This is a genomic window from Mesorhizobium sp. M7A.F.Ca.US.010.02.1.1 (assembly GCF_004023085.1).
Lineage (GTDB): Bacteria > Pseudomonadota > Alphaproteobacteria > Rhizobiales > Rhizobiaceae > Mesorhizobium.
On sequence record NZ_RZRV01000005.1, the window covers coordinates 273785 to 297921 of the forward strand.

Below are 24137 nucleotides of genomic sequence, written 5' to 3' on the forward strand. Positions count from 1 at the left end.
GTTGGTTCTCGGAAGCTAGATGCGTGTGCCGGTTGCCGTGTCGAAAAGCGAGGCGCGCATCGGATCGAAGCCAAGCGTCACCGCCTCGTCGTTCTTGGGCGTGCGTTCCGAGGTCACCCGGACGCTGAAATTCTGCTGGGCAAGCTTCAGCCAGACCAGCGTGTCGGAGCCCATGGGTTCGACCACCTCGACATTGGCGGCTATCGAGAACGGCCAGCCGGTGCCACTGTTCAGGCTGACATGCTCGGGCCTGATACCGAATGTGACGGGGCCGGGAGCCGGAGGCTTGGCAAAGTCGTAAGTGCCGAGCGGGATCTTGATATCCTCGGCCGCGAACCGCCAGCCGCCGTCCGCGTCTTCCAGACGGCCATCGACGAAGTTCATTGCGGGCGAGCCGAGGAAGCCGGCGACGAAGCGGTTGACCGGACGGTTGTAGATGGTCTGCGGCGCATCGAGCTGCTGGATGACGCCGCCCTTCATCACCGCGATACGGTCGGCCAGCGTCATCGCCTCGATCTGGTCGTGGGTGACGTAGATCATGGTGTTCTGCAGCTTGCGATGCAGCAGCTTGATCTCGACGCGCAGTTCGGCGCGCAGCTTGGCATCGAGATTGGACAGCGGCTCGTCGAACAGGAACACGTCGACATCGCGCACCAGCGCCCGTCCGATGGCGACGCGCTGGCGCTGGCCGCCGGAAAGTGCGGCCGGCTTACGCTGCAGCAGCGGCTCGATCTGCAGGATTTCAGCCGCCCGCGCGATCCGCTTGGCGATCTCTTCTCTTGGCGTGCCAGCGACACGCAGCCCAAAGGACAGGTTCTTCTCCACCGTCATTTGCGGATAGAGCGCATAGGACTGGAACACCATGCCGATGCCGCGGTCCTTGGGCTCTTCCCAGGTGACGTTCTTGCCCTTGATGAAGATGCGGCCTTCGGAGACATCGAGCAGGCCGGCAATGCAGTTGAGCAAGGTCGACTTGCCGCAGCCGGACGGCCCGAGCAGCACGATGAACTCGCCATCGGCGACATCGAGATTGAGCGTCTCCAGGACGGTCACCGCGCCGAAATTCAGCGACAGGTCCTGGATCGAAACGCTGGTATCGTTGGCTGCCGTCATCGCCGTCACCCCTTCACCGCGCCGGCGGCGATGCCGCGTACGAAAAGCTTGCCGGAAATGAAGTAGACGATGAGCGGCACAAGTCCGGTCAGGATGGTTGCGGCCATGTTGACGTTGTACTCCTTCACGCCTTGCACCGAATTGACGATGTTGTTGAGCTGCACCGTCATCGGATAGGTGTCGGGGCGGGTGTAGACGACGCCGAACAGGAAGTCGTTCCAGATGCCGGTCACCTGCAGGATGATGGCGACGACGAAGATCGGCAGCGACATCGGCAGCATGATGCGCAGGAAGATGCCCCAGAAGCCGGCGCCGTCGACGCGTGCCGCCCGGAACAGCTCTTCCGGCATCGAGACGAAATAATTGCGGAACAGCAGCGTCAGGATCGGCATGCCGAAAATGGAATGGACGATCACCAGCCCGCTGAGGCTGCCATAGAGGCCGATCTCGCGCAGGATGATGACGATCGGATAGATCATCACCTGGTAGGGAATGAAGGCGCCGACGATCAGGATAATGAAGAACGTATCGGCGCCCTTGAAGCGCCAATTGGCCAGTGCATAACCATTCACCGAGGCGATGGCGATCGACAGCAGCACCGACGGCACGGTGATCCGCACCGAATTCCAGAAACCGCGCGAGAGCCCGTCGCAGTTAAGGCCAGTGCAGGCCGTTGACCACGCCTTGACCCACGGCTCGAAGGTGATCTCGAGCGGCGGTGAGAAGATGTTACCGAGCCGGATCTCCGGCATGCCCTTGAGCGAGGTGACGACCATGACATAGAGCGGCAAGAGGTAGTAGACCGCCATGACGAACAATGTGCCGTAGAGGAAGACGTTGCGGCGCGAAATCACGCGGCGCGGCTTTGGACCGTAGGGCCCTGCGATGTCCTGGCGCGCGCCGGCGGCAGTGCTTGCTTGAGCGGTGATGTCTGCAATGCTCATTTGCGTCGCCCGAACTCGAGATAGGCCCAAGGCACGATGACGATCACCACCGAGAGCAGCATCATGGTCGAGGCGGCAAAACCCTGGCCGAGGTTCTGGGCGAAGAACATATAGTCGTAGACGTATTTGGCCGGCACTTCGGAGGCGATGCCCGGGCCGCCGCTGGTCTGGGCCACGACCAGGTCATAGACCTTGACGATGCCGGCAGCGATGATGACGAGCGTGGTGATGAAGACCGGCCGCATCATCGGGATGACGATGAACAGATAGGTCTTCCGCATCGGGATCCCATCCACGCGCGCCGCCTTCCAGATGTCTTCGTCGATACCGCGCAGGCCGGCCAGCATCAGGCACATGATGAGCCCGGTGCCTTGCCACAGCGCAGCGATCGATATGCCGTAGATGACGATGCTGGAATTGTAGAGCGGGTCGAAGCTGAAGCTCGTCCAGCCCAAGTCCCGCACCACATGCTGGATGCCGAAATCCGGATTGAGCAACCACTGCCAGACCAGGCCGGTGACGATGAAGGAGAGCGCGAAAGGATAGAGGAAGATGGTGCGGAACGTGTCCTCGAAGCGGATCTTCTGATCGAGCAGCGCGGCAAGCAGAAAACCGATGACCAGCGAGAACACCAGCGAGATCGCGCCGTAGATCAACAGGTTCTCGATCGAGATCAGCCAGCGCGGCGCCGCCCACAGGCGGTAATACTGGTCGAGCCCGACGAAATTCAGGCGCGGCAGGAGCTTCGAATTGGTGAAGGAATAGAGCACCGTCCAAACGGTGCCGCCGACGAAAACCACCATGGCGGTGAGGATCATCGGGATCGAGGCGACCTTCGCATTGAGGTTGCGGAACAGAAGGTTGGGGCGTTCGCTCTTGCTCATCTCGTCAGCCGGCTGGGTAAGGGCGGTGCATTCCCGGCCCTGCATTCGCAAGGCCGGGAATGAGGCGGGTTGCCTCCAGCGTCAGTCCGCCGAAGCGATGAGGTCGGCGAAGCGCTTCTGCGCGTCTTCGATGGTCAGTTCCGGCTTGGCGAAGAATTCGGCGAAAAGGTCTTCCTTCTGTTTCTGGGTGTCCTGTGAAAGCAGTTGGTCCGTCCACGGCATGACGGCGCCCTTGGCAAGAATGGCGAGGCCCTTCTTCATGCAGTCGTTGGCCGCATTGAGATCGACGTCGCCGCGCACCGGCAGGGATCCCTTCTTTAGATTGAAGGCAACCTGCGTCTTGGGATCGAGCAGCGTCTCGGCCAGCACCTCCTGCGCCTTGCTCTTGTCGGCATCCTTGAGCAGCGGGAAATAGAAGGCGTCACCGCCCGTGGCTATGACCTCGTTCAGCCCAAGGCCCGGCAGGCAGGTATAATCCTTGCCGGCGGTCTTGCCGGCAACCTGGAACTCGCCCTGCGCCCAGTCGCCCATGATCTGGCCAGCGGCCTTGCCGGTGATGACCAGGTTGGTCGCCTGGTTCCAGTCCTGCACATTGGTGTTCTTCGCCATCTTGCGGGCATCGTCCGCGGCCTTGAAGACCTTGGCGACTTCGGGCCCGGCGGCGAACTTGGCATCCTTGTCCTTGTAGACCTTGAGGAATGTGTCCGTACCGCCCACAGCCGCAAGCAGGACGTCGAAGGCACCGGAGGATTGCCAGGCCTGACCGCCGACGGCGAGCGGGATGATGCCGGCCTTTTCCAGCGCCGGCGCTGCCGCCACGAATTCATTCCAGTCCTTCGGCAACGGCACGCCGGCCTTCGCGAAGGCTTCGTTGGACAGCCACAGCCACTGCCAGGAATGGATGTTGACGGGCACGCAGTAGATCTTGCCGTCGATGGTGCAGCCGTCGAGCAGGCTCTTCGGCCGGACGACATCAGTCCACTTGCCCTTGGTGGCGACGTCGGTGAGGTCGCGCATCAGGCCGGCCTGCACCAGTTCCTCCGCCTGCCGGCCATGGTTGAACTGCGTGGCGCCCATCGGATCGCCACCGGTGATGCGGCTGATCATGATTGGCCGCGCCGTGCCGCCGGAGCCGGCAATGGCGCCATCCACCCAGTGGTTGCCGGTTGCATCGAATGCCTTGGCAAGTTCCGCAACCGCCGCCGCCTCGCCGCCCGACGTCCACCAATGGGTGACTTCCAGGTCCGTCGCGGCCGCCTGGCCGGCAAACTGCAACGCGGCCGTCGCTGCCAGCGCAGCGGTCAAAAGTTTGTATCGCATTTCGGCTCCTCCCAGAATCTGAAACGTTACAGATTTTCGATACGGCAATTGCGCGGGCTGTGCAACCCATCAACGAAGCGCCCTCGATATTTTTTCGGACCGCGAACAAATTCGCATGAATGATCGCGCTTCCCATGCACTGCAGCATGGTTTGCTGCGGCGCAAACACCGAAATGCCGCCTGATACGGGCAAAAGGCGGCGGCAGAGGCGATTTCTCCTGGAATCCCAATGCGTTTCGCAAAAGAACCATCCACCTCGTGGCGAGGGACATGTAACTCGATATGGCAATCTGTAACGTTTCAGTATATTGAGGCTTTGCCGGGGCTGGAACGCATATCGTACCGCTATGGCGGCGATTGCCGACATGGCTCGCGGCTGCTATGCGCCTGACGGGCGGGACGAATGGACAGACAGCGTACGGACAAGAACGGGGAGACCTCGGCACAGGGACGGCCGACGTTGAAGACGCTTGCCTTCATGACCGGGCTCGGCGTCACCACCGTGTCACGCGCCTTGAAGGATGCCCCGGAAATCGGCGCCGAAACCAGGCGTCGCGTCCAGCTCGTCGCCAAGCAGATCGGCTACCGGCCGAACCGCGCCGGCGTGCGTCTGCGCACCGGCAGGACCAATGTCATCAGCCTCGTGCTCAACACCGACCGCGAGATCATGAGCTTCGTCTCGGACATCATCTACGGCGTTTCGGAAGTGCTCGCCGAAACGCCCTATCACCTGATCGTCACGCCCTATTCCCGCTCGCAGGATCCGATGGAGCCGATCCGCTATCTCGTCGAGACCGGCTCGGCCGACGGAGTCATCATTTCGCGCACCCAACCGAACGATCCGCGCGCCCGCTACATGCTCGAGCACGGCATGCCCTTTGCCACGCATGGGCGCACCGACATGGGCCTCGTCCATCCCTACCATGACTTCGACAACCATGTTTTCGCGATGGAAGCCGTGCGCCGCCTGGCGAGCATGGGCAGGCACAAGCTGGCGCTTCTGTCGCCGCCGCCCGGGCTGACCTATTATGGCCACACGCTGAACGGCTTTGCCGATGCGCTAAGCGAGGTCGGAGCCAGCGAAATTCCGTTCAACACCGTTTCCATCGATCACACGATCGAGCAGATCAGGACCAGAACCGCGCAGGTGATGCGCCGCGAGAACAGGCCGGACGGCTTCGTCAGCAGCGCTGCCGCCGCGACACTGGCGATCGTCGCCGGCATCGAGGATGCCGGCCTCAAGCTTGGCCGCGACGTCGATGTCGTGTCCAAGCAGTCGTCGGACCTGTTGCACCTGTTCCGGCCGGAATTGCTCGTCGTCAACGAGAACTTCCGCCTGGCCGGCTCCGATCTCGCCCGCTCCGTGCTCGGCTGGATCGGCGGCGCCGCACCCGGCTCGTTGCAGCGCCTGGTCGCCACCAGCGAGGTTCGGGCGTTCAGCCCGCCGGTTTCCGTTTAGGCCCTTGGGCTAACCAGCCGCACCGCTTCCCCACGGCCCATGGAACGCGCCTTTGTCGTTGATACGCTCGAAGCCGTGCGCGCCGAAAAAGTCGCGCTGCGCCTGGATCAGGTTCGACGTGCCGCGGCCCTGGCGGTAGCTGTCGAAATAGGCAAGTGCGGAAGACAGCGCCGGAACCGGCGAGCCGGCCTCCGAAGCCCTCGCCACGATGCGCCGCAGCGACGGATGCGCTTCCTGCATCAGCGCGATGAAGGCCGGGGCCATCAGCAGGTTGGTCGAGGCGCCGCCCTTGCTGAAGGCCTCCGCCATGGTGTCGAGCATCTGCGAGCGGATGATGCAGCCGGCGCGCCAGATCCTGGCGATGGTCGGCATTGGCAGGTTCCAGTTGAATTCCTTGGAGGCGCCGCTCATCACCGCAAAACCTTGGGCGTAGGCGGCGATCTTGCCGGCGAACAGCGCCAGTTCCAAATCTTTCAGCAAGGCGTCCTTGTCACCGGAAATCTTCGTCACGCCGATGTTGCCATAGGCCTTTTCCGCCGCCAGCCGCTCGTCCTTGATCGACGATAGAACGCGCGCCGCCACCGCCGCCTCGATCGCGGTGGCCGGGATGCCGAGCTGCTGCGCCTCGATGACAGACCATTTGCCGGTGCCCTTCTGGCCGGCGCGATCAAGGATGATGTCGACCACCGGCTTGCCGGTCTTCGGATCGTCTGATGCCAGCACCTTGGCGGTGATCTCGATCAGGTAGGAATTGAGCCGGCCCTTGTTCCAGTTGGCGAACACCGTGCCGATCTCCTTCGGGTCCATGCCCAGGCCGTCGCGCAGGATGCCGTAGATCTCCGCGATCATCTGCATGTCGGCATATTCGATGCCGTTATGGATGGTCTTGACGAAATGTCCGGCGCCGTCGGTGCCGAGCCATGCCGCGCAGGGTTCGTCCTTGAACTTGGCGGAGATCGCCGTCAGCACCTTCTCGACGCGTTTCCATGAGTCCTCCGTGCCGCCGACCATGATCGACGGTCCGTGGCGCGCACCCTCCTCGCCGCCGGACACGCCCATGCCGATGAAGGTGAGACCCGAGCCGGAAAGCTCGGAGAAGCGCCGCATCGTGTCGCGGAAATTGGCGTTGCCGGCGTCGATGACGATGTCGTTGGCCGACAGCACGCCGCGCAGAGCCGCGATCTGTTCGTCGACCGGCTTGCCGGCCAGCACCATGATGATGATCGGGCGCGGCGGCCGGATCGCGGCGGCAAGCTCTTCCAGGCTGTAGCAGGGCACGACCATGTCCCTGAGCGCGCCGGCATTCTCGATGAAAGCGTCCGTGCGCGCCCTGGTGCGGTTGAAGACGGCGATGCGATGCCCGTGCTCGGCGATGTTGAGCGCCAGGTTGGAGCCCATCGTGCCAAGGCCGATCAGGCCGATTTCGGCTTTTTCCATCGTTTTTTTCCTGCCTTCGGATTTTGTTGAGATCGCGTTTTGCCGCGATGATTGACGGGCCTTTCGGGCTGCGTCAACCGCCTCGCCGAATTGTGTTGATGCCGCGGCGTGTGAGATTCAGGTCAGGCCGAGTCGAGAATGGTGGTTTCCGAGAACCGGAGCGGAGCGTACTTAAAGTACGTGAGCACCGGAAGCGCAGGAAGCCGCCGTTCGCAGGCCGGCATCACCTGAATATCACTCGGCGCGGATGTCGACGGGCGCCTCGATCTTCACCATCTCGAAGTCCGAGACCAGTACGTCGATGCGCACCGTCCACCGGCCGGCCACCGGGATGACGAGGTTGTCGACACGCCAACTGCCGTCGCCGGGCTTGGCCGCCGCGCGCTTCAAGGGCTCGATGCCCGAATCGGGTTTCGACAGCACAAGCGTCACCTCCTTGGCGTCGAGCGGGCCGAAATCGCCGCTCATGATGATCATCGAGGCGACGACCGGTCCGGCATGGCCCGGCGTGATGCTGAGATCGGCCATCGCTTTCAGCGCGTGGATATGGACCGACACCGGTTGCGCTGCCGCAATCGCGAGGGCTCGTGGCGGCGGCGTGAAGCGCCAGCCCGCGGCAACGCCGAAAATCGCCAACACGATCAACATCTCGACGCCGATCGAGCGGACCAGCCTGCGTTGAACTTCCGTCGATCCCGCCTCGGCCGATGCCGTGAGTTTCCAGCGGTTGACGGCGGCGAGCGTGAACAGAAAGACCAACAGCCCGAGTTTGATCAGCAGCAGCCTTCCATAGGCGGTGTCGACCAATGCCGCGGGTGTTTGCACCTGGATGACGGCAAGCACGATGCCGGCAGAGGCAAGCACGGCCACCACCGGCAGGATCGCCCAAGAAAACCGCCGCAGGAATGGCGTGGCCCCCGCCGATTGCCCCTTCAGCGCCAGCCCGAGTGGGACCAATGCGCCGGCCCACAACGCGATGCCGACGCCGTGCAGGAACACCATCGGCCGTGTCAGCCATTGCGGTTCGGCGGCACTGGCATGGCCGCTGGCGGCAAGGGCAATCCCAACCCCGGCCAGGCCGGCCAGCGCAAATGGTTTGGCGGTGGCGCGGGGGCCGGCCAGCGACAGCAGGCCAAGCCCCAGCGCAATCAGCGCGACCAGCACCGTCCAGCCGAAACTGGTGCCGAGTCCGGTCCGCCAGATAACCGCCTGTGCCAGATGGGAGAGCGGTGCCCCGAGCGCATCAAGCCCCTGCAACCCAAGCGACAAGGGCGCCGCGACAAGTCCGCCCAGGATTGCGGCTGCAACGAAACGCTGTCCGGCGCGGCCACCTTGGGACAGCCAGGCGAGGGCGAAAGCGCCGCCGACGCCGAGAAAAAGGCCGATGTAGAGAAAGACCTTGCCGAGCCAGATGGCCGACCGCGACGGCCAGTCGGCGGCCTCGGACACGGCCGGCGGCGCGCTGGGTGCGCCGATGGAGAACAGTAGGGAACCACCGACCGGATGGCCGTCGGCCGAAATGACGCGCCAGCTCAGCACATGCGTACCGGACGCAAGCTTCTGGGGATTGTCGATCTCTACCGTCTGGTCGCTGAGCCGGAATGACGTTAGCGAAACCGGCTTGCCGTCGGGCTTCACCAGCGTCAGCACCAAAGGCGAGACCGGCTCGCTGAAAGTCAGCAAGAACTGCGCCGGCCCCTGCGCCAGCACCGCGCCGTCGGCCGGGTCGGTCTTGATCAGCGCGGCATGGGCAAAGGCCTGATCTGGCAGGGCAAGGCCGGCAAGAAACACGATCACGGCCGACAGGCCGACGGCAAGCCGCCCGGCGCGTTTGCAGGCCATGGAAACCGTTTGCAGGAGGGGGGTCGTGCTCATGTCACCGCCACGAAAAAGAGCGGCGCGCTCGAATGAGCGCGCCGCCTTGGAGATCATTTCTTCGGCAGCAGCTTGATTCCGGGTGCCGGGTTTTCCAGCGCGTCCTCATCCTGGCCGGCTGCCGGGATTTCGATCCAGCGGTCGGCGGCCCCATCGCATTCCTGCACAACCGGGAAGTAAAGCTTCTGGCCGACAGGGAGATCCGCCGTCAGCGTCGCGCGGAAGACGAACTCGTCGTAGAATTCATCTGGCAGGCTGCCGCCGCTCCAGTCGATCTCCTTGACCCCGTCGGCAACCGCCTGACCATAGAGCTGGTAGGATTTGTCGTACTTGCCCTTCTTGGTCTGCAGCGTCCAGCCAGGCTTCGGCATCGGCTTCACCGCGATCACCCCTTCCGGAATCTGCACGCGCACGGCGGTCGTCGCCTTGCCGTCGCAGCCATGCGGCACCCGCAAAACGGCCTTGTAGGTCGAGCCGACCGCCGCCTCCTGGGTTTCGAACGTGACATGCGCGAAGGCAGCACTGGTTCCGAGCGCGAGAAGTGCGCCGGCCGACAAAAGATATTTGTTCATGATGGTCCCTCGGATTTTCAAAATTTGTCGACTGGCGCGGTCAATTGGCGTGATCGTCCATGGCGCCACCGCCCATGCCTTCGACAGCGAAATCGACGCTGACGGCGCCGGCCTTTTCGAAGGTCAGGACGGCTGAGAACTTTTCACCCTGTTTGGGTTGTCGCTTCAGGCCGATGAACATCAAATGATAGCCGCCAGGCGCAAGGGCTACCTTGCCGCCGGCCGGAATTTCCAGGCCACCGGCAACCGGACGCATGGTCATGACGCCGTCCTTGACGCCCATCTCATGCAGCTCGGCCTTTTCAGAGACATCGGAGGAAATCGACACCAGCCGGTCCGGCGCACTGCCGTTGTTGGTGATGGTGAAATAGCCGCCGGCGACCTTGGCGCCGGCCGGCGTGGCGCGCGACCAGGGGTGGCCGATCTCGAGATCGCCAACCTTGAACTCATGCGCGAGGACGGACTGGTCGCCTGTGAACAGCAGCGCAAGAGCCAGCACGGCAATGCCGACACGCTCTTCGATGCCGCGTAGAATGCCGCCGGGCATAAGACGCGCCGCGTCGGGGAAAAAATAGGACATGGTTGCTCCATGAAGTGAAGGTCGCGCCGTTGCCGGTCGCGAGCAGTTTGATCTTTGGATGGGTACGCCCACGAAAGGTTCCGCCGGGCAAACAGGCTCAGGCCGTCAGCGGCGGCGCACGCGGGTTCGACGGCGAGCGCTCACGCGCAAAGTCGAGATGGATGGCCGCCGGAAAAACAAAGGCGACCGTTTTGAAGGAAAGGCTGCCCAGCGCCAGGCCAGCACCGGGCGGCGGCGCAAAGGCCGCCGAAACCATGCTGCAGCCGAGCATGCAGCATGCCGGAAGATGGGACGGCGGCTGGTTGTCTCCGGGAAGCTGGATTGCGCCCTCATGGGTGCAGATGACGTTGCCGAAGGCATCGAGCTGCGATGCGTTGGGACCGGCGCCGAAGGCGAATGCACCAAGCGTCGACTGGAGCAACAGCAGATAGGCCGCGACAAGCGCGGCCGGCATGCTCCATCGTCTCCTCGATACGCCCAAAGCCCTGCCTCTTCGCAGCAACGAACCATATCTAGCACGGGGCCGGCGGGTGGAAAATCGCCAAATCGCCGCGGCGCCAACGCGGCAGGCTCAATGCATGTCGCCCAAAAGTGTACAGCGATTTTGGGACAACGACATGCATGAAACAAGACTCTGAACCGCGATGCGGTTCAGTGTTTTTGCAGCGACCGGCTCTCCGGGATCGAGGTCAGCAATGTCTGGCGCGCCGACTTCAGGTGCTTGCGGCAAGCGGCGTCGACCTTGCCGAGATCGCGTGATTTCAGCGCCTCTATGTAGACCAGATGCTCACCGATCGCGACTTCGTTGCGCTCGCGTTCCTGCGCCTTGTTCCATTGGTAATGGTAGTGGAAGATCATGGCGATGACATCGTAGAAGTCGACGATGAAGCGGTTGCGCGACGCCCGGTGGATGAGCCGGTGGAAGCGCTCGTCGAGCTCGGAGAATTCGGTGAAGCGGGCGGCTATGTCGTTTGCCAACTGGCGATGCTCGTCTTCCAGGCGGTCGAGATCGGTCCAGACCGCGCTGTCCTGCGGTAAAACGGCAAAGGCAGCCGCCGAGCGCAGTTCGAACATTTCGCGGATTTCGGTCAGCTCCAGCGCGAAGGCGCGGGTAAAACCCTTCAGCACCCAGTGACTGTTGCGACGCTTCTCGATCAGGCCGAAGCGGGAGAAGCGGATCAGGAACTCGCGCACGCTGGTGGTGCCGACGCCGATCTCACGCGCCAGTTCGAGTTCGTTGATTTGCATGCCGGCTTCGGCACCGCCGGCGAGCAGCCGACGCATGAACGACCGTTCGATGATCTCGGCCAGCGTGTCGGTCTCCTCCTCGGGGAAGAAATCATCGGGACGCGGTTCGCGCAGCACCGTCTTGGCCCGCTTGTTCCAGGCGATCAGCCCGGTCTCTTCCATGCGTGCGAGAATGGTGCGCACGGTGGTGCGGCTGACGCCAAGCAAGGTACCCAGTTCCGGCTCCGAAGGCAGGCTGCGCGTTTCGTCGAGCAGCCGCAGGCAGCGGTTGTAGGCATCCTTGTAGACGTTGTTGCTCTTCGACATCCCTGACCCGTTGCACGCCGTCGCTTGCGGCGGCCGGTTTGAAGCGCGATATGACGTTCCCATGACCCAGAAATGCGAATTCGCTTCCGGAACACCCCAAGGACACGCGGAACTCCCCAGTGAAAAAACAATTGACGCAAAACTGTTTTTTCACGATAAAAGACAATATCTCTAAACAGACGCGTGTCAATCCGTCCGCGCAACCCAGGATCACCCAGGAAACCGCCCGTGAACGCCTCCAACTGCATTCTTCTATCCCCCGCCGACAATGTCGCCGTCGCCAACGGCCGCATCGAGATCGGCACCGCGCTGCCGGGCGGTGCCGTCGCCAGTGTGTTGATCGAGCCCGGCCACAAGGTGGCGATCAAGCCGATCGCCGCCGGCGAGGCCGTGGTGAAATACGCCCAGGCGATCGGTCGCGCGACACAGGACATCGCGGCGGGCGAGCACGTGCATTCGCACAATCTGGTGTTCGAATCCGGCCGCTTGCCGGTCGTGCCCCCGAGCGAGGCCGAGCACGCGACGGAGGCCGACCGCGCCCGCACCTTCATGGGCTATCGCCGCGCCGATGGCCGCGCCGGCACGCGCAACTTCATCGGCATCGTCGCCAGCGTCAATTGCTCGGCCACCGTCTGCCATTCCATCGCCGACACCGCCAACCGCACGCTTTTGCCGAAATATCCCGGCATCGACGGCTTCGTGCCGATCGTGCACGGCCAGGGCTGCGGCATGAGCGGCACCGGCGACGGCATGATGGTGCTGCACCGTACACTCGCCGGCTACGCCCGCCACCCGAATTTCGGCGGCGTGCTGATGGTCGGCCTCGGCTGCGAGGTCAACCAGCTCACCCTCTACGGCCAAAAAGGCGTCGCTGCCGGCAAGCGCCATTTCAACATCCAGGACGCCGGCGGATCGCGCAAATCGGTGGAAAAGGCGATGGACGTGCTGGCCGAGATCGCCGAGGAAGTGGGCCAGCTGAAGCGTGAGCCGATCCCGGTCAGCGAGATCGTCGTCGGCCTGCAATGCGGCGGCTCCGACGGCATGTCGGGCATTACAGCCAATCCGGCACTGGGCGCGGCTGTCGATATCCTGGCTGGCGTCGGCGGCATCGGCATCCTCTCCGAGACGACGGAGATCTATGGCGCCGAACATCTGCTTGCTTACCGCGCGGCAACGCCGGAGATCGCGCAAAAGCTCGACGGCTTTGTGAAATGGTGGGAGGACCATGTCGCCAAGCACGGCGCCTCGATCGACAACAATCCCTCGCCCGGCAACAAGCGCGGCGGCCTCACCACCATCCTGGAGAAGTCGCTCGGCGCGGTCGCCAAGGGCGGCCAGACGCCACTCAACGGCGTCTTCGGCTATGCCGAAAAAGTCACTGGCAGCGGTCTGGTGTTCATGGACACGCCCGGCTACGACCCGGTTTCGGCGACCGGCCAGGTGGCGGGCGGCGCCAACGTCATCGTCTTCACCACCGGCCGTGGCTCCTGCTTCGGCTGCCGTCCGACGCCGTCGATCAAGGTCGCCACCAACTCGACGATGTACCACCAGATGGAAGAGGACATGGACGTCAATTGCGGCGTCATCGCCTCGGGTGAAAAGACCATCGCCGGCATGGGCCGCGAGATCTTCGAACTGATCGTCGAAACGGCTTCCGGCCGCAAGACCAAGAGCGAGGACTTCGGCTACGGCGACAACGAGTTCGTGCCCTGGCATCTGGGCGCAACACTTTAGATTTTACTGATATAAAGTAGACTGCGCGCCGGCCAGTTGGCTGGCCACGGGGAGGTTGTGCATGGAAAGACGCCGCATCGGCCAGACAGCGCTGGAAGTCACCGAGGTCAGCTTTGGCGGCGCTGCACTTGGCGGCCTTTACCGCGCCTGTTCGCGCGAAGCGGCGATGGAGACGCTGCAGGGCGCCTGGGATGCCGGCCTGCGCTATTTCGACACCGCACCCTTTTACGGTTTCGGACTGTCGGAGCGCCGCTTCGGCGACTTCCTGCGCTACAAGCCGCGCGATTCCTATGTGCTGTCGACCAAGGTCGGCCGGCTGTTCCGCCCGGTGTCGGAGGATCAGGTTCCCGATCACTCCTATGTCGATCCGCTGCCCTTCGCGCTCGACTACGACTATTCCTATGACGGCATCATGCGGTCGGTCGAGTTCAGCTATGCGCGGCTTGGCCTAAACAGGATAGACATCCTGTTTGTCCACGACATCGGCGCCTACACCCATGGTGTCGAGAAGACCAAGCTGCACTTTCGCGACCTGATGGACGGCGGCCTCAAGGCACTCGAAGAGCTGAAACGGTCCGGCGTCATTTCCGCCTATGGGCTTGGCGTCAACGAGGTGCAGATCTGTCTGGACGTGATGCGCGAGGCGCCGCTCGACTGCATCCTGCTCGCCAGCCGCTATTCCTTGCTCGACCGCAGTGCCGAAGCGGAGTTGCTGCCCCTATGCCGGGCGCGGCAGACCTCCTTGGTCATTGGCGGCGTGTTCAACTCCGGCATCCTGGCGACCGGACCGGTGCAAGGCGCACATTTCGACTACCGCCCTGCCAGCCATGACGTGCTCGACCGCGTCGGCGCAATGGAGAGGATCGCCGCCGAGGGTGGCTATCCGCTCGCCGCCGCCGCGTTCCAATTCCCCTTGCATGAACCTGCCGTCGCCACCGTGCTGACCGGCACCGCCAAGCTGGCGAACCTGACGCGTAACCTCCAACTGCTCGACATCGACGTGCCGGAGACGGAATACGCCAGATATCGTCCCCACACGCTGGTGCAGGAGCTGGCGTGAAACTTCATATTCTTGCGGTCACACGAAGGAATGGATATTCCATATTGACGAAATGGTGGAATTAATATTCCATACCTTCCCGGAATGGAACGGAAGCGTGACGGCGTCGATGGGGAGCAGCGCGGTGGATTTGCTTCTGCCAGACCTCGCAAGGACTGATCAAACACCGCTTGCATCGATCTGTTCGATGCATTATCAAAACATGGCAATTGTTTTTTATTGATAAAGTTCTGTTTGGGCCGCGCCTATCCGGACGGAGCTTCCGTAACGTTCACCGGGCGACTTTAGGGAGGAAACCTCATGAAATTCGCGACCAGCATTCTCAACCGCCGCGCCGTCATGGCGCTGGCAGCAGCTTCGATGCTCGCCGGCGTCATGCATTCGGCGCCGGTTTCGGCGGCGGACGTCACCATTCCGATCATCGTCAAGGATACCACGTCGTTCTACTGGCAGATCGTTCTGGCCGGCGCCCGCAAGGCCGGCAAGGATCTCGGCGTCAACGTGCCGGAACTCGGCGCCCAGGCTGAAACCGACGTCAACGGCCAGGTCTCGATTCTCGAGAACGCCGTTGCCAGCAACCCGGCGGCCATCGTCATTGCGCCGACCGAGTTCAAGGCGCTTGGCAAGCCGATCGATGAAGCCGCTGCCAAGGTCAAGGTGATCGGCATCGACTCCGGCGCCGACTCCAAGGCGTTCACCTCGTTCCTGACCACCGACAACGTGCAGGGCGGCCGCGTCGCTGCCGACGGCCTCGCAGCCGCCATCGGCGCCGCCAACGGCGGCAAGATCGAGGGCGACGTCGCCCTGATCACCAACGCACCGGGCGCCGGCTCGCTCGAACAGCGCAAGCAGGGCTTCACCGAACAGCTGGCCGCCAAATATCCGGGCCTCAAGCTGGTCGCCGACAAATACGCCGACGGCCAGGCCACCACCGGCCTCAACATCGCCACCGACCTGATCACCGCCAACCCGAACCTCAAGGGCATCTTCGCTTCCAACCTGATCATGGCGCAGGGCGTCGGCCAGGCTGTCGCGGAAAACAGCCTTGGCGGCAAACTGGCGCTGGTCGGTTTCGACAGCGACGAGAAGCTGATCAAGTTCCTCAACGACGGCGTCATTTCCGCCCTCGTCGTCCAGGATCCGTACCGGATGGGCTATGACGGCATCAAGACCGCACTCGCCGCCTCCAAAGGCGAAAAGGTCGAAGCCAATGTCGACACCGGCGCCAATCTGGTGACCAAGGACAACATGAAAGACCCCAAGATCGACGCGCTGCTCAATCCGAAGCTCTGAGCCGTCGCATCCGCAATCGTCTCCGGGGCACCTCGCCCCGGAGACACAAGCTGCCGCACAAACGGCTTGGCAATCCGCACGCCTGAGCTAGGCTGTTTTCGAGGCATATCCTTGCCTCGCCGCGTGCCAATCGTGAGGCCAGCCTGGGAAGCCAATCCGGGAGGCCAATCTGGGAGATTGTCATGATTTCGACGGCGCAGGAACTGCATCCCACACCCGTTCTGGAACCGGGGCGGACCATCCTCGAATTGCGCGGGCTGGAGAAGCGCTATCCCGGCACCCACGCGCTGAAGCCGGTCGACCTCGCCTTCAAGTCCGGTGAGATACACGCCATCGTCGGTGAGAACGGCGCCGGCAAATCCACGCTCATCAAGCTTCTGACCGGCGTCATGCCGCGCACCTCCGGAGGGATCGCCTGGGAGGGCCAACCGGCCGCCCTGGCCACGCCGCACGAGGCGATGGCGCTCGGCATCAATGCCGTGCACCAGGAAGTCGTGCTGTGCCGTCACCTGACGGTCGCCGCCAACATGTTCCTAGGCGAGGAGAATTCACGCTTCGGCATCCTGCAGCAGCGCGCCATGGTCAGGCAGGCGCAGACGATCATCGACGACCTCGGTTTCGACCTGCCGGCGCATGTCACGCTTGGCGACCTGACCATCGGCCAGCAGCAGTTGATAGCCGCCGCCCGCGCCACCGTGCGCGGCACCAAATTCCTGATCTTCGACGAGCCGACCGCCTACCTCACCCGCAAGGAGGCCGACCAGCTTTTCACCCTGATCCGTCGGCTGAAGGGCGAAGGCGTGACGATCATCTACATCAGCCACCGTATGGAGGAAGTGTTCGAGCTCGCCGACCGTGTTTCCGTGCTGCGCGACGGCACGCTGGTCGGCACCCGCAACATCGCCGAGACCAACGATGCCGAGCTGGTCAAGATGATGATCAACCGCTCGATCGAGCAGGTCTATCACAAGGAGCATTTCACGCCGGGCGCCGCCATTATCGAGGCGAGAAGCCTGTCCGGCAAGGGCTTCGAAAATGTCTCGATGACGGTCCGCGCCGGCGAGATCGTCGGACTCTATGGCCTGATCGGCGCCGGACGCAGCGAGTTCGTCACCACGCTTTACGGCCGCCACCGCAAATCCGCCGGCCAGATCCTCTGGGAAGGCAAGGAGGTGCAGGTCAATTCCGAGCATGACGCGATCAAGCTCGGCATGGCGCTGGCGCCGGAAAGCCGCCGCGACCAGGGCCTCTGCCTCAACCTGCCGGTCGGCTTCAACCTCAACCTGCCGATCTACAAGCGAATCTCGAACAATCTGCTGATTTCGAGCACGCAGGAGAAGACGCAAGCTGATCGCCAGATCGCCGATCTGCGCATCAAGACACCGACGCGCGGCGCGCTGGCATCCAGCCTGTCGGGCGGCAACCAGCAGAAGATTGTCATCGGCAAATGGCTGGCGCACGGCGCCAAGCTGTTCATCTTCGACGAACCGACGGTCGGCGTCGATGTCGGCACCAAGGCCGAGATCTACCGCCTGTTCGGCGCACTTTTGTCAAAGGGCGCCGGCATCATCCTGATCTCGTCCTATCTGCCGGAAGTCTATGAACTCGCCGACACGCTGCATGTGTTCCGGCGCGGCAAACTGGTGGCGACGCACGGTTTTCACGCCGCCAGCCACGAGGATATTCTTACTCAGGCGCTCGCCGAGAAACAAGAAAAGCTGGGAGGACAAATATGAGCACCGAGGCGATTGCCGTCGAAAAACCGAAGCGCAACTATAATGTCCTGTTTGGGCTGACGCTTTTGGCGCTGCTGGTTCTGCTCTGGATCCTTCTCTCCGTGGCGACGACGAGCTTCGCCTCCGCCAACAACATGGCCAATCTCTTGCGCCAGGGCTCGATGATCGCCATCATGGCGGTCGGCCAGACTTTCGTCATCATCACCGGCGGCATCGACCTGTCGGTCGGCGCCGTGGTCGGTTTCGCCACCGTGGTCGTGGCCATGATGATCAATGCCGGCTTCCCCATCTGGCTCGCCATTCTGGTGACGCTGCTGGTCGGCGTCGCCATCGGCATGTTCCACGGCTTCGGCATCGTCAAGATGGGCCTGCCGCCCTTCATCATCACGCTGGCAACGCTGACCTCGCTGCGCGGCATCGGCCTTTTGATGACCAACGGCAATTCGATCAACATCAACAGCGACACCTTCACCGCCTTCTCGCGCAATTCCTTCATCGGCATCCCCAACCTGTTCTGGATGGTGATCCTGGTCGGCATTCCGGCCTATATCTTCCTGCACCACAGCCGCTGGGGCCGATACCTGTTTTCGGTCGGCTCCAACGCCGAGGCCTCGCGCCTGTCCGGCGTCAATGTCCAGCGCACCATCTACATGGCCTACACGCTGTCGGGCCTGTGCGCCGCCTTTGTCGGCGTGCTGCTGGCCGCCCGCATCGGCATCGGCAACCCGACGCAGGCCGAGGGCTGGGAATTGCAGGCGATCGCGTCTTCGGTCATCGGCGGCACCTCGCTGTTCGGCGCCGTCGGCTCGGTGCATGGGCCGCTGCTCGGCGCCTTCATCCTGGCCACCATCAACAACGGCGCCAACCTGCTCAACGTCAACTCGTTCTGGCAGCGCATCATCACCGGCGCGCTGATCATCATCATCGTCTACTTCGACGGCCTGCGCCGCCGCGGCAAGTAGCGACCCCGCAATCAACCGCCGGTCCGCCACACCAACGGGCCGGCGATTTCATGACTGGATTAGCGCATGAAAGCCGTCCTCTGCCGTTCGCCCGGCGATCTTGTCCTTGAAGACCGGCCTTCACCAGAGGCACCGCCTGCCGGCTGGGCGCTGGTGGCGGTCAGCCATGTCGGCATCTGCGGCACCGACTACCACATTTTCGAGGGCAAGCATCCGTTCCTCGCCTATCCCCGCATCATGGGCCATGAGGTGTCGGGAACGATCCTCGAGACCGGCGAAGGCGTCGATCTTGCCGTTGGCGAGCCCGTGGTCGTCAACCCCTATCTTTCCTGCGGCAAGTGCATCGCCTGCCGGCACGGCAAGCCCAATTGCTGCGTCAGGATCGAGGTGCTGGGCGTGCATCGCGACGGCGCCATGTGCGAACGGATCCTGGTGCCGGCGCAAAATCTCTACCCGGCCAACGGCCTGTCGCTGGCCGACGCCGCCGCAGTCGAGTTCCTGGCCATCGGAGCGCATGCCGTGCGGCGCGCTCGCGCCGACCCTGGCGCCCGCACGCTGGTCATCGGCGCTGGCCCGATCGGGCTCGGCACCGCCATCTTCGCCCGCATCGCCGGGCTCGACGTGACGCTGCTCGACATGAGCAGTGAAAGGCTCGCCTTCGCCGCAAATGAGCTTGGTTTCCAGACCCTCGACGGGTCGCGCGGCGCGGTGCCCGATCTGGTCAAGGGAGCGACATCAGGCGAAGGCTTCGATGTCGTCTTCGACGCCACCGGCAACACCCAATCGGTGCAGTCGGCTTTCGCCCATGTCGCGCATGGCGGAACGCTGGTGCTGGTCTCCGTCGTCAAGGACGACATCAGCTTTTCCGATCCGGAATTCCACAAGCGCGAGATGACGCTGATCGGCAGCCGCAACGCGCTGCGCGCCGACTTCGATCACGTCGCCGCCTCGATCCGCAACGGCGCCGTGCCCCTGGCCAAGCTCGTCACACACCGCACCACACTCGCCGGCACGCCGCGCGATCTCGCCCGCTGGGCACACGAGAAATCCGGCCTGATCAAGGCTGTGATCGAGGTCGGATAGAGGCGCCTGTTCGACACGAATTCGGAGATCGTTGAGCGCCCAACTTGGTAGATCTGATGCTTTGGCGACTAGCCGCAACATCCATCGCTTCGTCATCCTATGGCGGAGCGAGGAGCGAAGCGACGCGGCGCAGACCATAGGATCCATGCCGTGACCTGAGAGCGTTGCTTCGGTGCAGAATTCTGCGCCGCTGCGCTCTTCGCCCGAGATCGCGGCATGGATCCTTGGGTCTCCGCGACGGAGCTGCGCTCCTGCTTCGCCCAAGGACGACGACGTTAGCTACAGCGCCGACAGCTTCAGCTCCACCCGCTCGGCCGGGAAGCGCGACTCGGAAAACTGGATCGGCTGGCCGTCCGGCGTGACGTTGACGGCAACCGTGACCAGCACGATGGCGCCCGGCAGCAGGTCGAGGTCGGCAAGGTCCGCCGCATCGGCATGGCGCGCCGACAGCACGGTCGATTGCCGGAGATAGTCGTCGATGCCGAAACGCGCCAGCGATGCGGTGATCGAGCCGGTTTGCGCCATCGCGGCATCGATGCCGGCAAAGCGCCGGGCCTCGAACCAGCCGGCAGCACGCGACACCGGCCGTCCGTCGGCTTCGCCGCGCGTTTCCAACCGGATCACATCGGCTCCCCTGGCAAGGCCAAGGCCCTCGGCAACGCGCTGGCTGGCCGGCTCGATCGACGAGGCGAGCAGGACGATGTGCCGTTCCGTCGTTTGCCCTTGCAGCCCTGTCGAAAAGCGTGTGCGCGCGCCGATCGGATAGGACAGCCGCTTGCGCGACAGTACGAAGGTGCCGCGCCCCTGCTCGGCCCGCAGCACGCCTTCCCTTACAAGGGCCGATATGGCGCTGCGCACCGTGTGACGGTTGACGCCATAGCGTTCTGCCAGCGCCACCTCCGGCGGCAACGCTGCATTCTCCGTGAAATCGCCGATGGCGATCGCATGCAGGATCTTGTCGGCGATCTGCCGCCACAGCGAAACGCCACTGCGCCGCTCGATGCTGTCCGCTGCCAGCCGCCCGACTATCATTGCCCCAACCTTCCAGCGCCCAGTCTTATATCGCTGTCATCCACCCGTCATGGACACGCGTTAGATAATAGGTATAATTTGTATAGTTGTCTATATCAATAGACAAATTGACAAAGAGGAATGCTGCTGATGCGAGGACAGGAAGCCCGCGACCAGGCCGAGCGCAAGGCCGCCATGGCGACACTGGCGCAATCCAGCGGCGATGACATCGTCCGGCTCTGGAATGAAGCCGGATTGCCTTCGGAAGCAGAACTGCTGCGCGGCCCCGAGACCGGGCTGGTCACCGTGCGCGGCCGCATCGGCGGCGGCGGCGCGCCCTTCAACGTCGGCGAGGCGACCGTCACCCGCGCCACCGTCCGGCTGCCCTCCGGGCAGGTCGGACATTGCTATGCGCTTGGCCGCGACAAGCAGAAGGCGAAGCTGGCGGCCATCGCCGACGCGCTGTGGCAGGACCCTGCCCGCCGCAATGAAGTCGAGACCGGACTGATAGCGCCCCTGCGGTCGGCTCTGACCGCAGCGCATGAAAAACGCCGCGCCGAGACGGCGGCAACGAAGGTGGATTTCTTCACCATGGTTCGCGGAGAAGACTGATGGACATTGCAGCGCAATCGATAGAGGGCGGTTTCGCCGATCCGGTCTTCAATGCCCAGACGGTGTTCCGCGCCGTCATGGACGCAATGGCGCGGCCAGGCAGCGTGCAGCCGCTGCCGGCCTTCGCCCGCCCGCCGGCGCCGCTCTCGGCGGCCGCCGGCGCCATCGCACTGGCGCTGTGCGATAACGACACCCCGCTCTGGCTCGACCAGACCCTGCAAGCTTCCACCGCGATCAGACCCTGGCTTGGGTTCCACACCGGCGCGCCATTGGCCAACACACCGGCCGATGCGCATTTCGCCTTCATCGCGGCTCCGGCCGAGATGATGTCGCTCGATGGTTTTTCGCAGGGCACCCAGGACTATCCCGACCGTTCGACCACGCTGATCCTGCAAGTCGGCGATCTCGTGTCCGGCACGCCGCTGTTGCTCGAAGGTCCCGGCATCGAAACCAGCGCCACGATCGCGCCGGCACAGATGCCGCGCCATTTCGTCGAGCAGTGGAAACAGAACATCAAGCGCTTTCCCAGAGGCGTCGACATCATACTCGCCACCGCTGATGGCATTGCCTGCCTGCCGCGCACGACGCGCATCAAGACGATGGAGGCGTAAGATGTATGTCGCGGTGAAAGGTGGCGAAGCCGCAATCGCCAACGCCCACAGCCTGCTTGCCGACCGCCGCCGCGGCGACCGTTCGCTGCCGGCACTACGTCTCGACCAGATCGTCGAGCAGCTGGCGCTCGGCGTCGATCGGGTGATGAGCGAAGGCTCGCTCTATGATCGTGAACTGGCCGCACTCGCCATCGTCCAGGCGCGCGGCGACATGATCGAGGCGATCTTCCTGGTGCGCGCCTATCGCACCACGCTGCCACGCTTCGGCTACTCCAGGCCCATCGACACCGCCGGGATGCTGGTCGAGCGACGTGTGTCGGCGACCTACAAGGATCTGCCCGGCGGCCAGTTGCTCGGGCCCACTTTCGACTACACCCACCGGCTGCTCGATCCCGAGCTTGCCGCCGGCGCTGACGTCGCCCAGCCCTTGCTGCGCGAGACGGAAGCGCAAGCCATGCCGCGCGTATCGGCGATCCTCGACCGCGAAGGCCTGATCGAACCCGACGGCGACATGCCGCAGGATCACGTCCCCGGCGACATCACCCGCGAGCCGCTCGAATTCCCGATGGCGCGCGACATCCGCCTGCAGGCGCTGTCACGCGGCGATGAAGGGTTTCTGCTGGCGCTCGGCTATTCCACCCAGCGCGGCTATGCCCGCAACCATCCCTTCGTCGGCGAGATCCGCATGGGCGAGGTCGAGCTCGAGCTCGACGTGCCCGAGCTGCCCTTCGCGGTGCCGCTCGGCACTGTCCGCGTCACCGAATGCCAGATGGTCAACCAGTTCAAAGGCTCGGCCAAGGCGCCGCCGCAATTCACCCGCGGCTACGGCCTGGTCTTCGGCCAGAGCGAGCGCAAGGCGATGGCGATGGCGCTGTGCGACCGGGCGCTGCGCGCGAAGGAGCTCGGCGAGGATGTCGTCGCCGCGGCCCAGGACGAGGAGTTCGTCATTTCGCATTCCGACAACGTCCAGGCGACCGGCTTCGTCGAACATCTGAAGCTGCCGCACTATGTCGACTTCCAGGCCGAACTCGACCTCGTGCGCCGCATGCGCGCCGAATACGACGCCCGCGGAAATGCCGACATGCTGGAAGACAAGAAGGAGGCGGCGGAATGAGCCTAGTCGCCCGACCCGCCATCACCGCCACCGCTGTCGTGCGAATGGTCGCCATGCCCGCCACTGTAGCCGCCGCCGATGCCAACGCTCTCGCCATGCGCGCCTTCCCTGGCTGCGGGAAAAACCATTCTTCGGAGGATAAACGCGACCACGCCGACGAACGCCAGCAGCAGAATTCCGATATGCAGCCAAGCGGTCTGGGTCATCCGATTTCGCCCCTGTTTCCGCGTCCTGGACGCCAATTCAATAGCACAATGTGGATGTGATCGCCATGACCGACATCGCCACCTACAACTTCGCCTATCTCGACGAGCAGACCAAAAGGATGATCCGCCGGGCGATCCTCAAGGGCATCGCCATTCCCGGCTACCAGGTGCCGTTTGCCTCGCGCGAAATGCCGATGCCCTATGGCTGGGGCACTGGCGGCGTCCAGGTCACGGCTTCGATCATCGGCCCGGACGATGTGCTGAAGGTCATCGACCAGGGCGCCGACGACACCACCAACGCGGTCTCGATCCGCGCCTTCTTCAAGAAGGTCGCCAACATCGCGGTGACCACTGATACCGCCAGCGCCACCATCATCCAGACCCGCCATCGTATCCCCGAACATCCGCTGACGGCGGGCCAGGTGCTTGTCTACCAGGTGCCGATCCCGGAACCCTTGCGCTTCCTCGAGCCACGCGAGACTGAAACGCGGAAAATGCATGCGCTGGAGGAATACGGCCTCATGCATGTGAAACTTTACGAGGACATCGCCAAACACGGCCGCATCGCCACCACCTATGCCTATCCGGTCAAGGTCGAGGGCCGCTATGTGATGGACCCGTCGCCGACGCCGAAATTCGACAATCCCAAGATGCACCGCTCACCGGCTTTGCAGCTGTTTGGCGCCGGGCGCGAAAAGCGCATCTACGCGGTGCCGCCCTTCACCGACGTGGTCAGCCTCGACTTCGAGGACCATCCGTTCGAGGTGCAGACCTTCGACCAGCCCTGCGCGCTGTGCGCGGCAGAGAATGTCTATCTCGACGAGGTCATCCTCGACGACCATGGCGGCCACATGTTCGTCTGCTCCGACACCGACCACTGCGAGAAGCGGCGCAACGCCCCTACCTCCCCCTTGTGGGGAGGTCGCGCCGAAGGCGCGGGTGGGGGTCTTGACCAATCCACGCCCCACTCAACCCCC

At 63.6% G+C, this 24137-nt stretch carries 23 protein-coding genes; 11 read left to right on the forward strand and 12 right to left on the reverse strand.

Annotated elements, in window-relative coordinates; all coding sequences use genetic code 11:
* Positions 1-15: 15 nt before the first annotated feature.
* From ugpC to EOA19_RS08020, 4 genes are all read right to left on the reverse strand, one after another.
* Entirely contained in the window at positions 16-1113 is a 1098-nt protein-coding gene (gene ugpC, locus EOA19_RS08005) for a sn-glycerol-3-phosphate ABC transporter ATP-binding protein UgpC (protein ID WP_023812494.1), read from the reverse strand.
* 5 nt (positions 1114-1118) lie between these two features.
* Entirely contained in the window at positions 1119-2057 is a 939-nt protein-coding gene (locus EOA19_RS08010; protein WP_128303237.1) for a carbohydrate ABC transporter permease, read from the reverse strand.
* Entirely contained in the window at positions 2054-2941 is an 888-nt protein-coding gene (locus tag EOA19_RS08015) for a sugar ABC transporter permease (RefSeq protein WP_164892881.1), read from the reverse strand. Before EOA19_RS08015 ends, EOA19_RS08010 begins: the two co-directional genes overlap by 4 nt.
* Before the next feature lie 81 nt (positions 2942-3022).
* Positions 3023-4261: an ABC transporter substrate-binding protein gene (locus tag EOA19_RS08020; RefSeq protein WP_023812491.1), complete on the reverse strand. Its 1239-nt coding sequence runs from the start codon at positions 4259-4261 to the stop codon at positions 3023-3025.
* A 403-nt stretch (positions 4262-4664) separates the two neighbouring features.
* On the opposite strand from EOA19_RS08020, the gene EOA19_RS08025 reads away from it, so the two are divergent.
* Positions 4665-5720, forward strand: a complete 1056-nt coding sequence (locus tag EOA19_RS08025) for a LacI family DNA-binding transcriptional regulator (RefSeq protein ID WP_023812490.1) — start codon at positions 4665-4667, stop codon at positions 5718-5720.
* A 9-nt stretch (positions 5721-5729) separates the two neighbouring features.
* On the opposite strand, the gene gndA is transcribed toward EOA19_RS08025, so the two are convergent.
* The 6 genes from gndA to EOA19_RS08055 all read right to left on the reverse strand — a co-directional run bounded on the left by gndA (position 5730) and on the right by EOA19_RS08055 (position 11738).
* On the reverse strand, positions 5730-7157 hold the full coding sequence (gndA, locus tag EOA19_RS08030) for an NADP-dependent phosphogluconate dehydrogenase (protein ID WP_128303239.1): 1428 nt from the start codon (positions 7155-7157) through the stop codon (positions 5730-5732).
* A 234-nt stretch (positions 7158-7391) separates the two neighbouring features.
* A complete protein-coding gene (locus EOA19_RS08035) occupies positions 7392-9032 on the reverse strand; it encodes a copper resistance CopC/CopD family protein (protein WP_128303240.1) in 1641 nt (546 codons plus the stop codon).
* A 53-nt stretch (positions 9033-9085) separates the two neighbouring features.
* Complete coding sequence (locus EOA19_RS08040; RefSeq protein ID WP_128303241.1) at positions 9086-9604, reverse strand: YcnI family protein; 519 nt, start codon at positions 9602-9604, stop codon at positions 9086-9088.
* Between the two features lie 40 nt (positions 9605-9644).
* Positions 9645-10184 (reverse strand): copper chaperone PCu(A)C, encoded by a 540-nt coding sequence (locus EOA19_RS08045; protein WP_128303242.1) that lies wholly within the window; start codon positions 10182-10184, stop codon positions 9645-9647.
* A 97-nt stretch (positions 10185-10281) separates the two neighbouring features.
* Positions 10282-10638 (reverse strand): hypothetical protein, encoded by a 357-nt coding sequence (locus tag EOA19_RS08050; protein WP_128303243.1) that lies wholly within the window; start codon positions 10636-10638, stop codon positions 10282-10284.
* Between the two features lie 197 nt (positions 10639-10835).
* Positions 10836-11738, reverse strand: a complete 903-nt coding sequence (locus EOA19_RS08055) for a GntR family transcriptional regulator (RefSeq protein ID WP_128303244.1) — start codon at positions 11736-11738, stop codon at positions 10836-10838.
* Positions 11739-11966: 228 nt separating this feature from the next.
* Between EOA19_RS08055 and EOA19_RS08060 the strand changes: the two genes are divergently transcribed.
* The 6 genes from EOA19_RS08060 to EOA19_RS08085 all read left to right on the forward strand — a co-directional run bounded on the left by EOA19_RS08060 (position 11967) and on the right by EOA19_RS08085 (position 19606).
* The gene (locus EOA19_RS08060; RefSeq protein ID WP_023812483.1) at positions 11967-13472 is read left to right on the forward strand and encodes an altronate dehydratase family protein; all 1506 of its coding nucleotides are present in this window, start codon (positions 11967-11969) and stop codon (positions 13470-13472) included.
* A gap of 61 nt (positions 13473-13533) precedes the next feature.
* Positions 13534-14532: an aldo/keto reductase gene (locus EOA19_RS08065; RefSeq protein WP_023812482.1), complete on the forward strand. Its 999-nt coding sequence runs from the start codon at positions 13534-13536 to the stop codon at positions 14530-14532.
* Between the two features lie 300 nt (positions 14533-14832).
* Positions 14833-15825: an ABC transporter substrate-binding protein gene (locus tag EOA19_RS08070; protein WP_023812481.1), complete on the forward strand. Its 993-nt coding sequence runs from the start codon at positions 14833-14835 to the stop codon at positions 15823-15825.
* A 182-nt stretch (positions 15826-16007) separates the two neighbouring features.
* Positions 16008-17561 carry a sugar ABC transporter ATP-binding protein gene (locus EOA19_RS08075; RefSeq protein WP_128303245.1) on the forward strand — a complete coding sequence of 518 codons (1554 nt, stop codon included), beginning with the start codon at positions 16008-16010 and terminating at the stop codon, positions 17559-17561.
* Positions 17558-18523: an ABC transporter permease gene (locus tag EOA19_RS08080; RefSeq protein WP_023812479.1), complete on the forward strand. Its 966-nt coding sequence runs from the start codon at positions 17558-17560 to the stop codon at positions 18521-18523. The genes EOA19_RS08075 and EOA19_RS08080 overlap by 4 nt, the downstream gene beginning before the upstream one ends.
* 66 nt (positions 18524-18589) lie before the next feature.
* A complete protein-coding gene (locus EOA19_RS08085; protein WP_128303246.1) occupies positions 18590-19606 on the forward strand; it encodes a zinc-binding alcohol dehydrogenase family protein in 1017 nt (338 codons plus the stop codon).
* 279 nt (positions 19607-19885) lie between these two features.
* Here the strand turns inward: EOA19_RS08085 and phnF are convergent, their stop codons facing one another.
* Positions 19886-20635, reverse strand: coding sequence for a phosphonate metabolism transcriptional regulator PhnF (gene phnF / locus EOA19_RS08090; protein ID WP_023812477.1), 750 nt, complete (start codon positions 20633-20635; stop codon positions 19886-19888).
* A gap of 132 nt (positions 20636-20767) precedes the next feature.
* Between phnF and phnG the strand changes: the two genes are divergently transcribed.
* From phnG to EOA19_RS08105, 3 genes are read left to right on the forward strand one after another with little or no spacing between them, the layout of a single operon-like run.
* Positions 20768-21229 carry a phosphonate C-P lyase system protein PhnG gene (gene phnG, locus EOA19_RS08095; RefSeq protein ID WP_023812476.1) on the forward strand — a complete coding sequence of 154 codons (462 nt, stop codon included), beginning with the start codon at positions 20768-20770 and terminating at the stop codon, positions 21227-21229.
* Positions 21229-21840 (forward strand): phosphonate C-P lyase system protein PhnH, encoded by a 612-nt coding sequence (phnH, locus tag EOA19_RS08100; protein WP_128303247.1) that lies wholly within the window; start codon positions 21229-21231, stop codon positions 21838-21840. The genes phnG and phnH overlap by 1 nt, the downstream gene beginning before the upstream one ends.
* Before the next feature lies 1 nt (position 21841).
* Complete coding sequence (locus EOA19_RS08105; protein ID WP_023812474.1) at positions 21842-22954, forward strand: carbon-phosphorus lyase complex subunit PhnI; 1113 nt, start codon at positions 21842-21844, stop codon at positions 22952-22954.
* A 2-nt stretch (positions 22955-22956) separates the two neighbouring features.
* On the opposite strand, the gene EOA19_RS08110 is transcribed toward EOA19_RS08105, so the two are convergent.
* Positions 22957-23160: a hypothetical protein gene (locus EOA19_RS08110; protein WP_023812473.1), complete on the reverse strand. Its 204-nt coding sequence runs from the start codon at positions 23158-23160 to the stop codon at positions 22957-22959.
* A 65-nt stretch (positions 23161-23225) separates the two neighbouring features.
* On the opposite strand from EOA19_RS08110, the gene EOA19_RS08115 reads away from it, so the two are divergent.
* The coding region (locus tag EOA19_RS08115) for an alpha-D-ribose 1-methylphosphonate 5-phosphate C-P-lyase PhnJ (protein WP_245486104.1) at positions 23226-24137 on the forward strand (912 nt) is incomplete at its 3' end.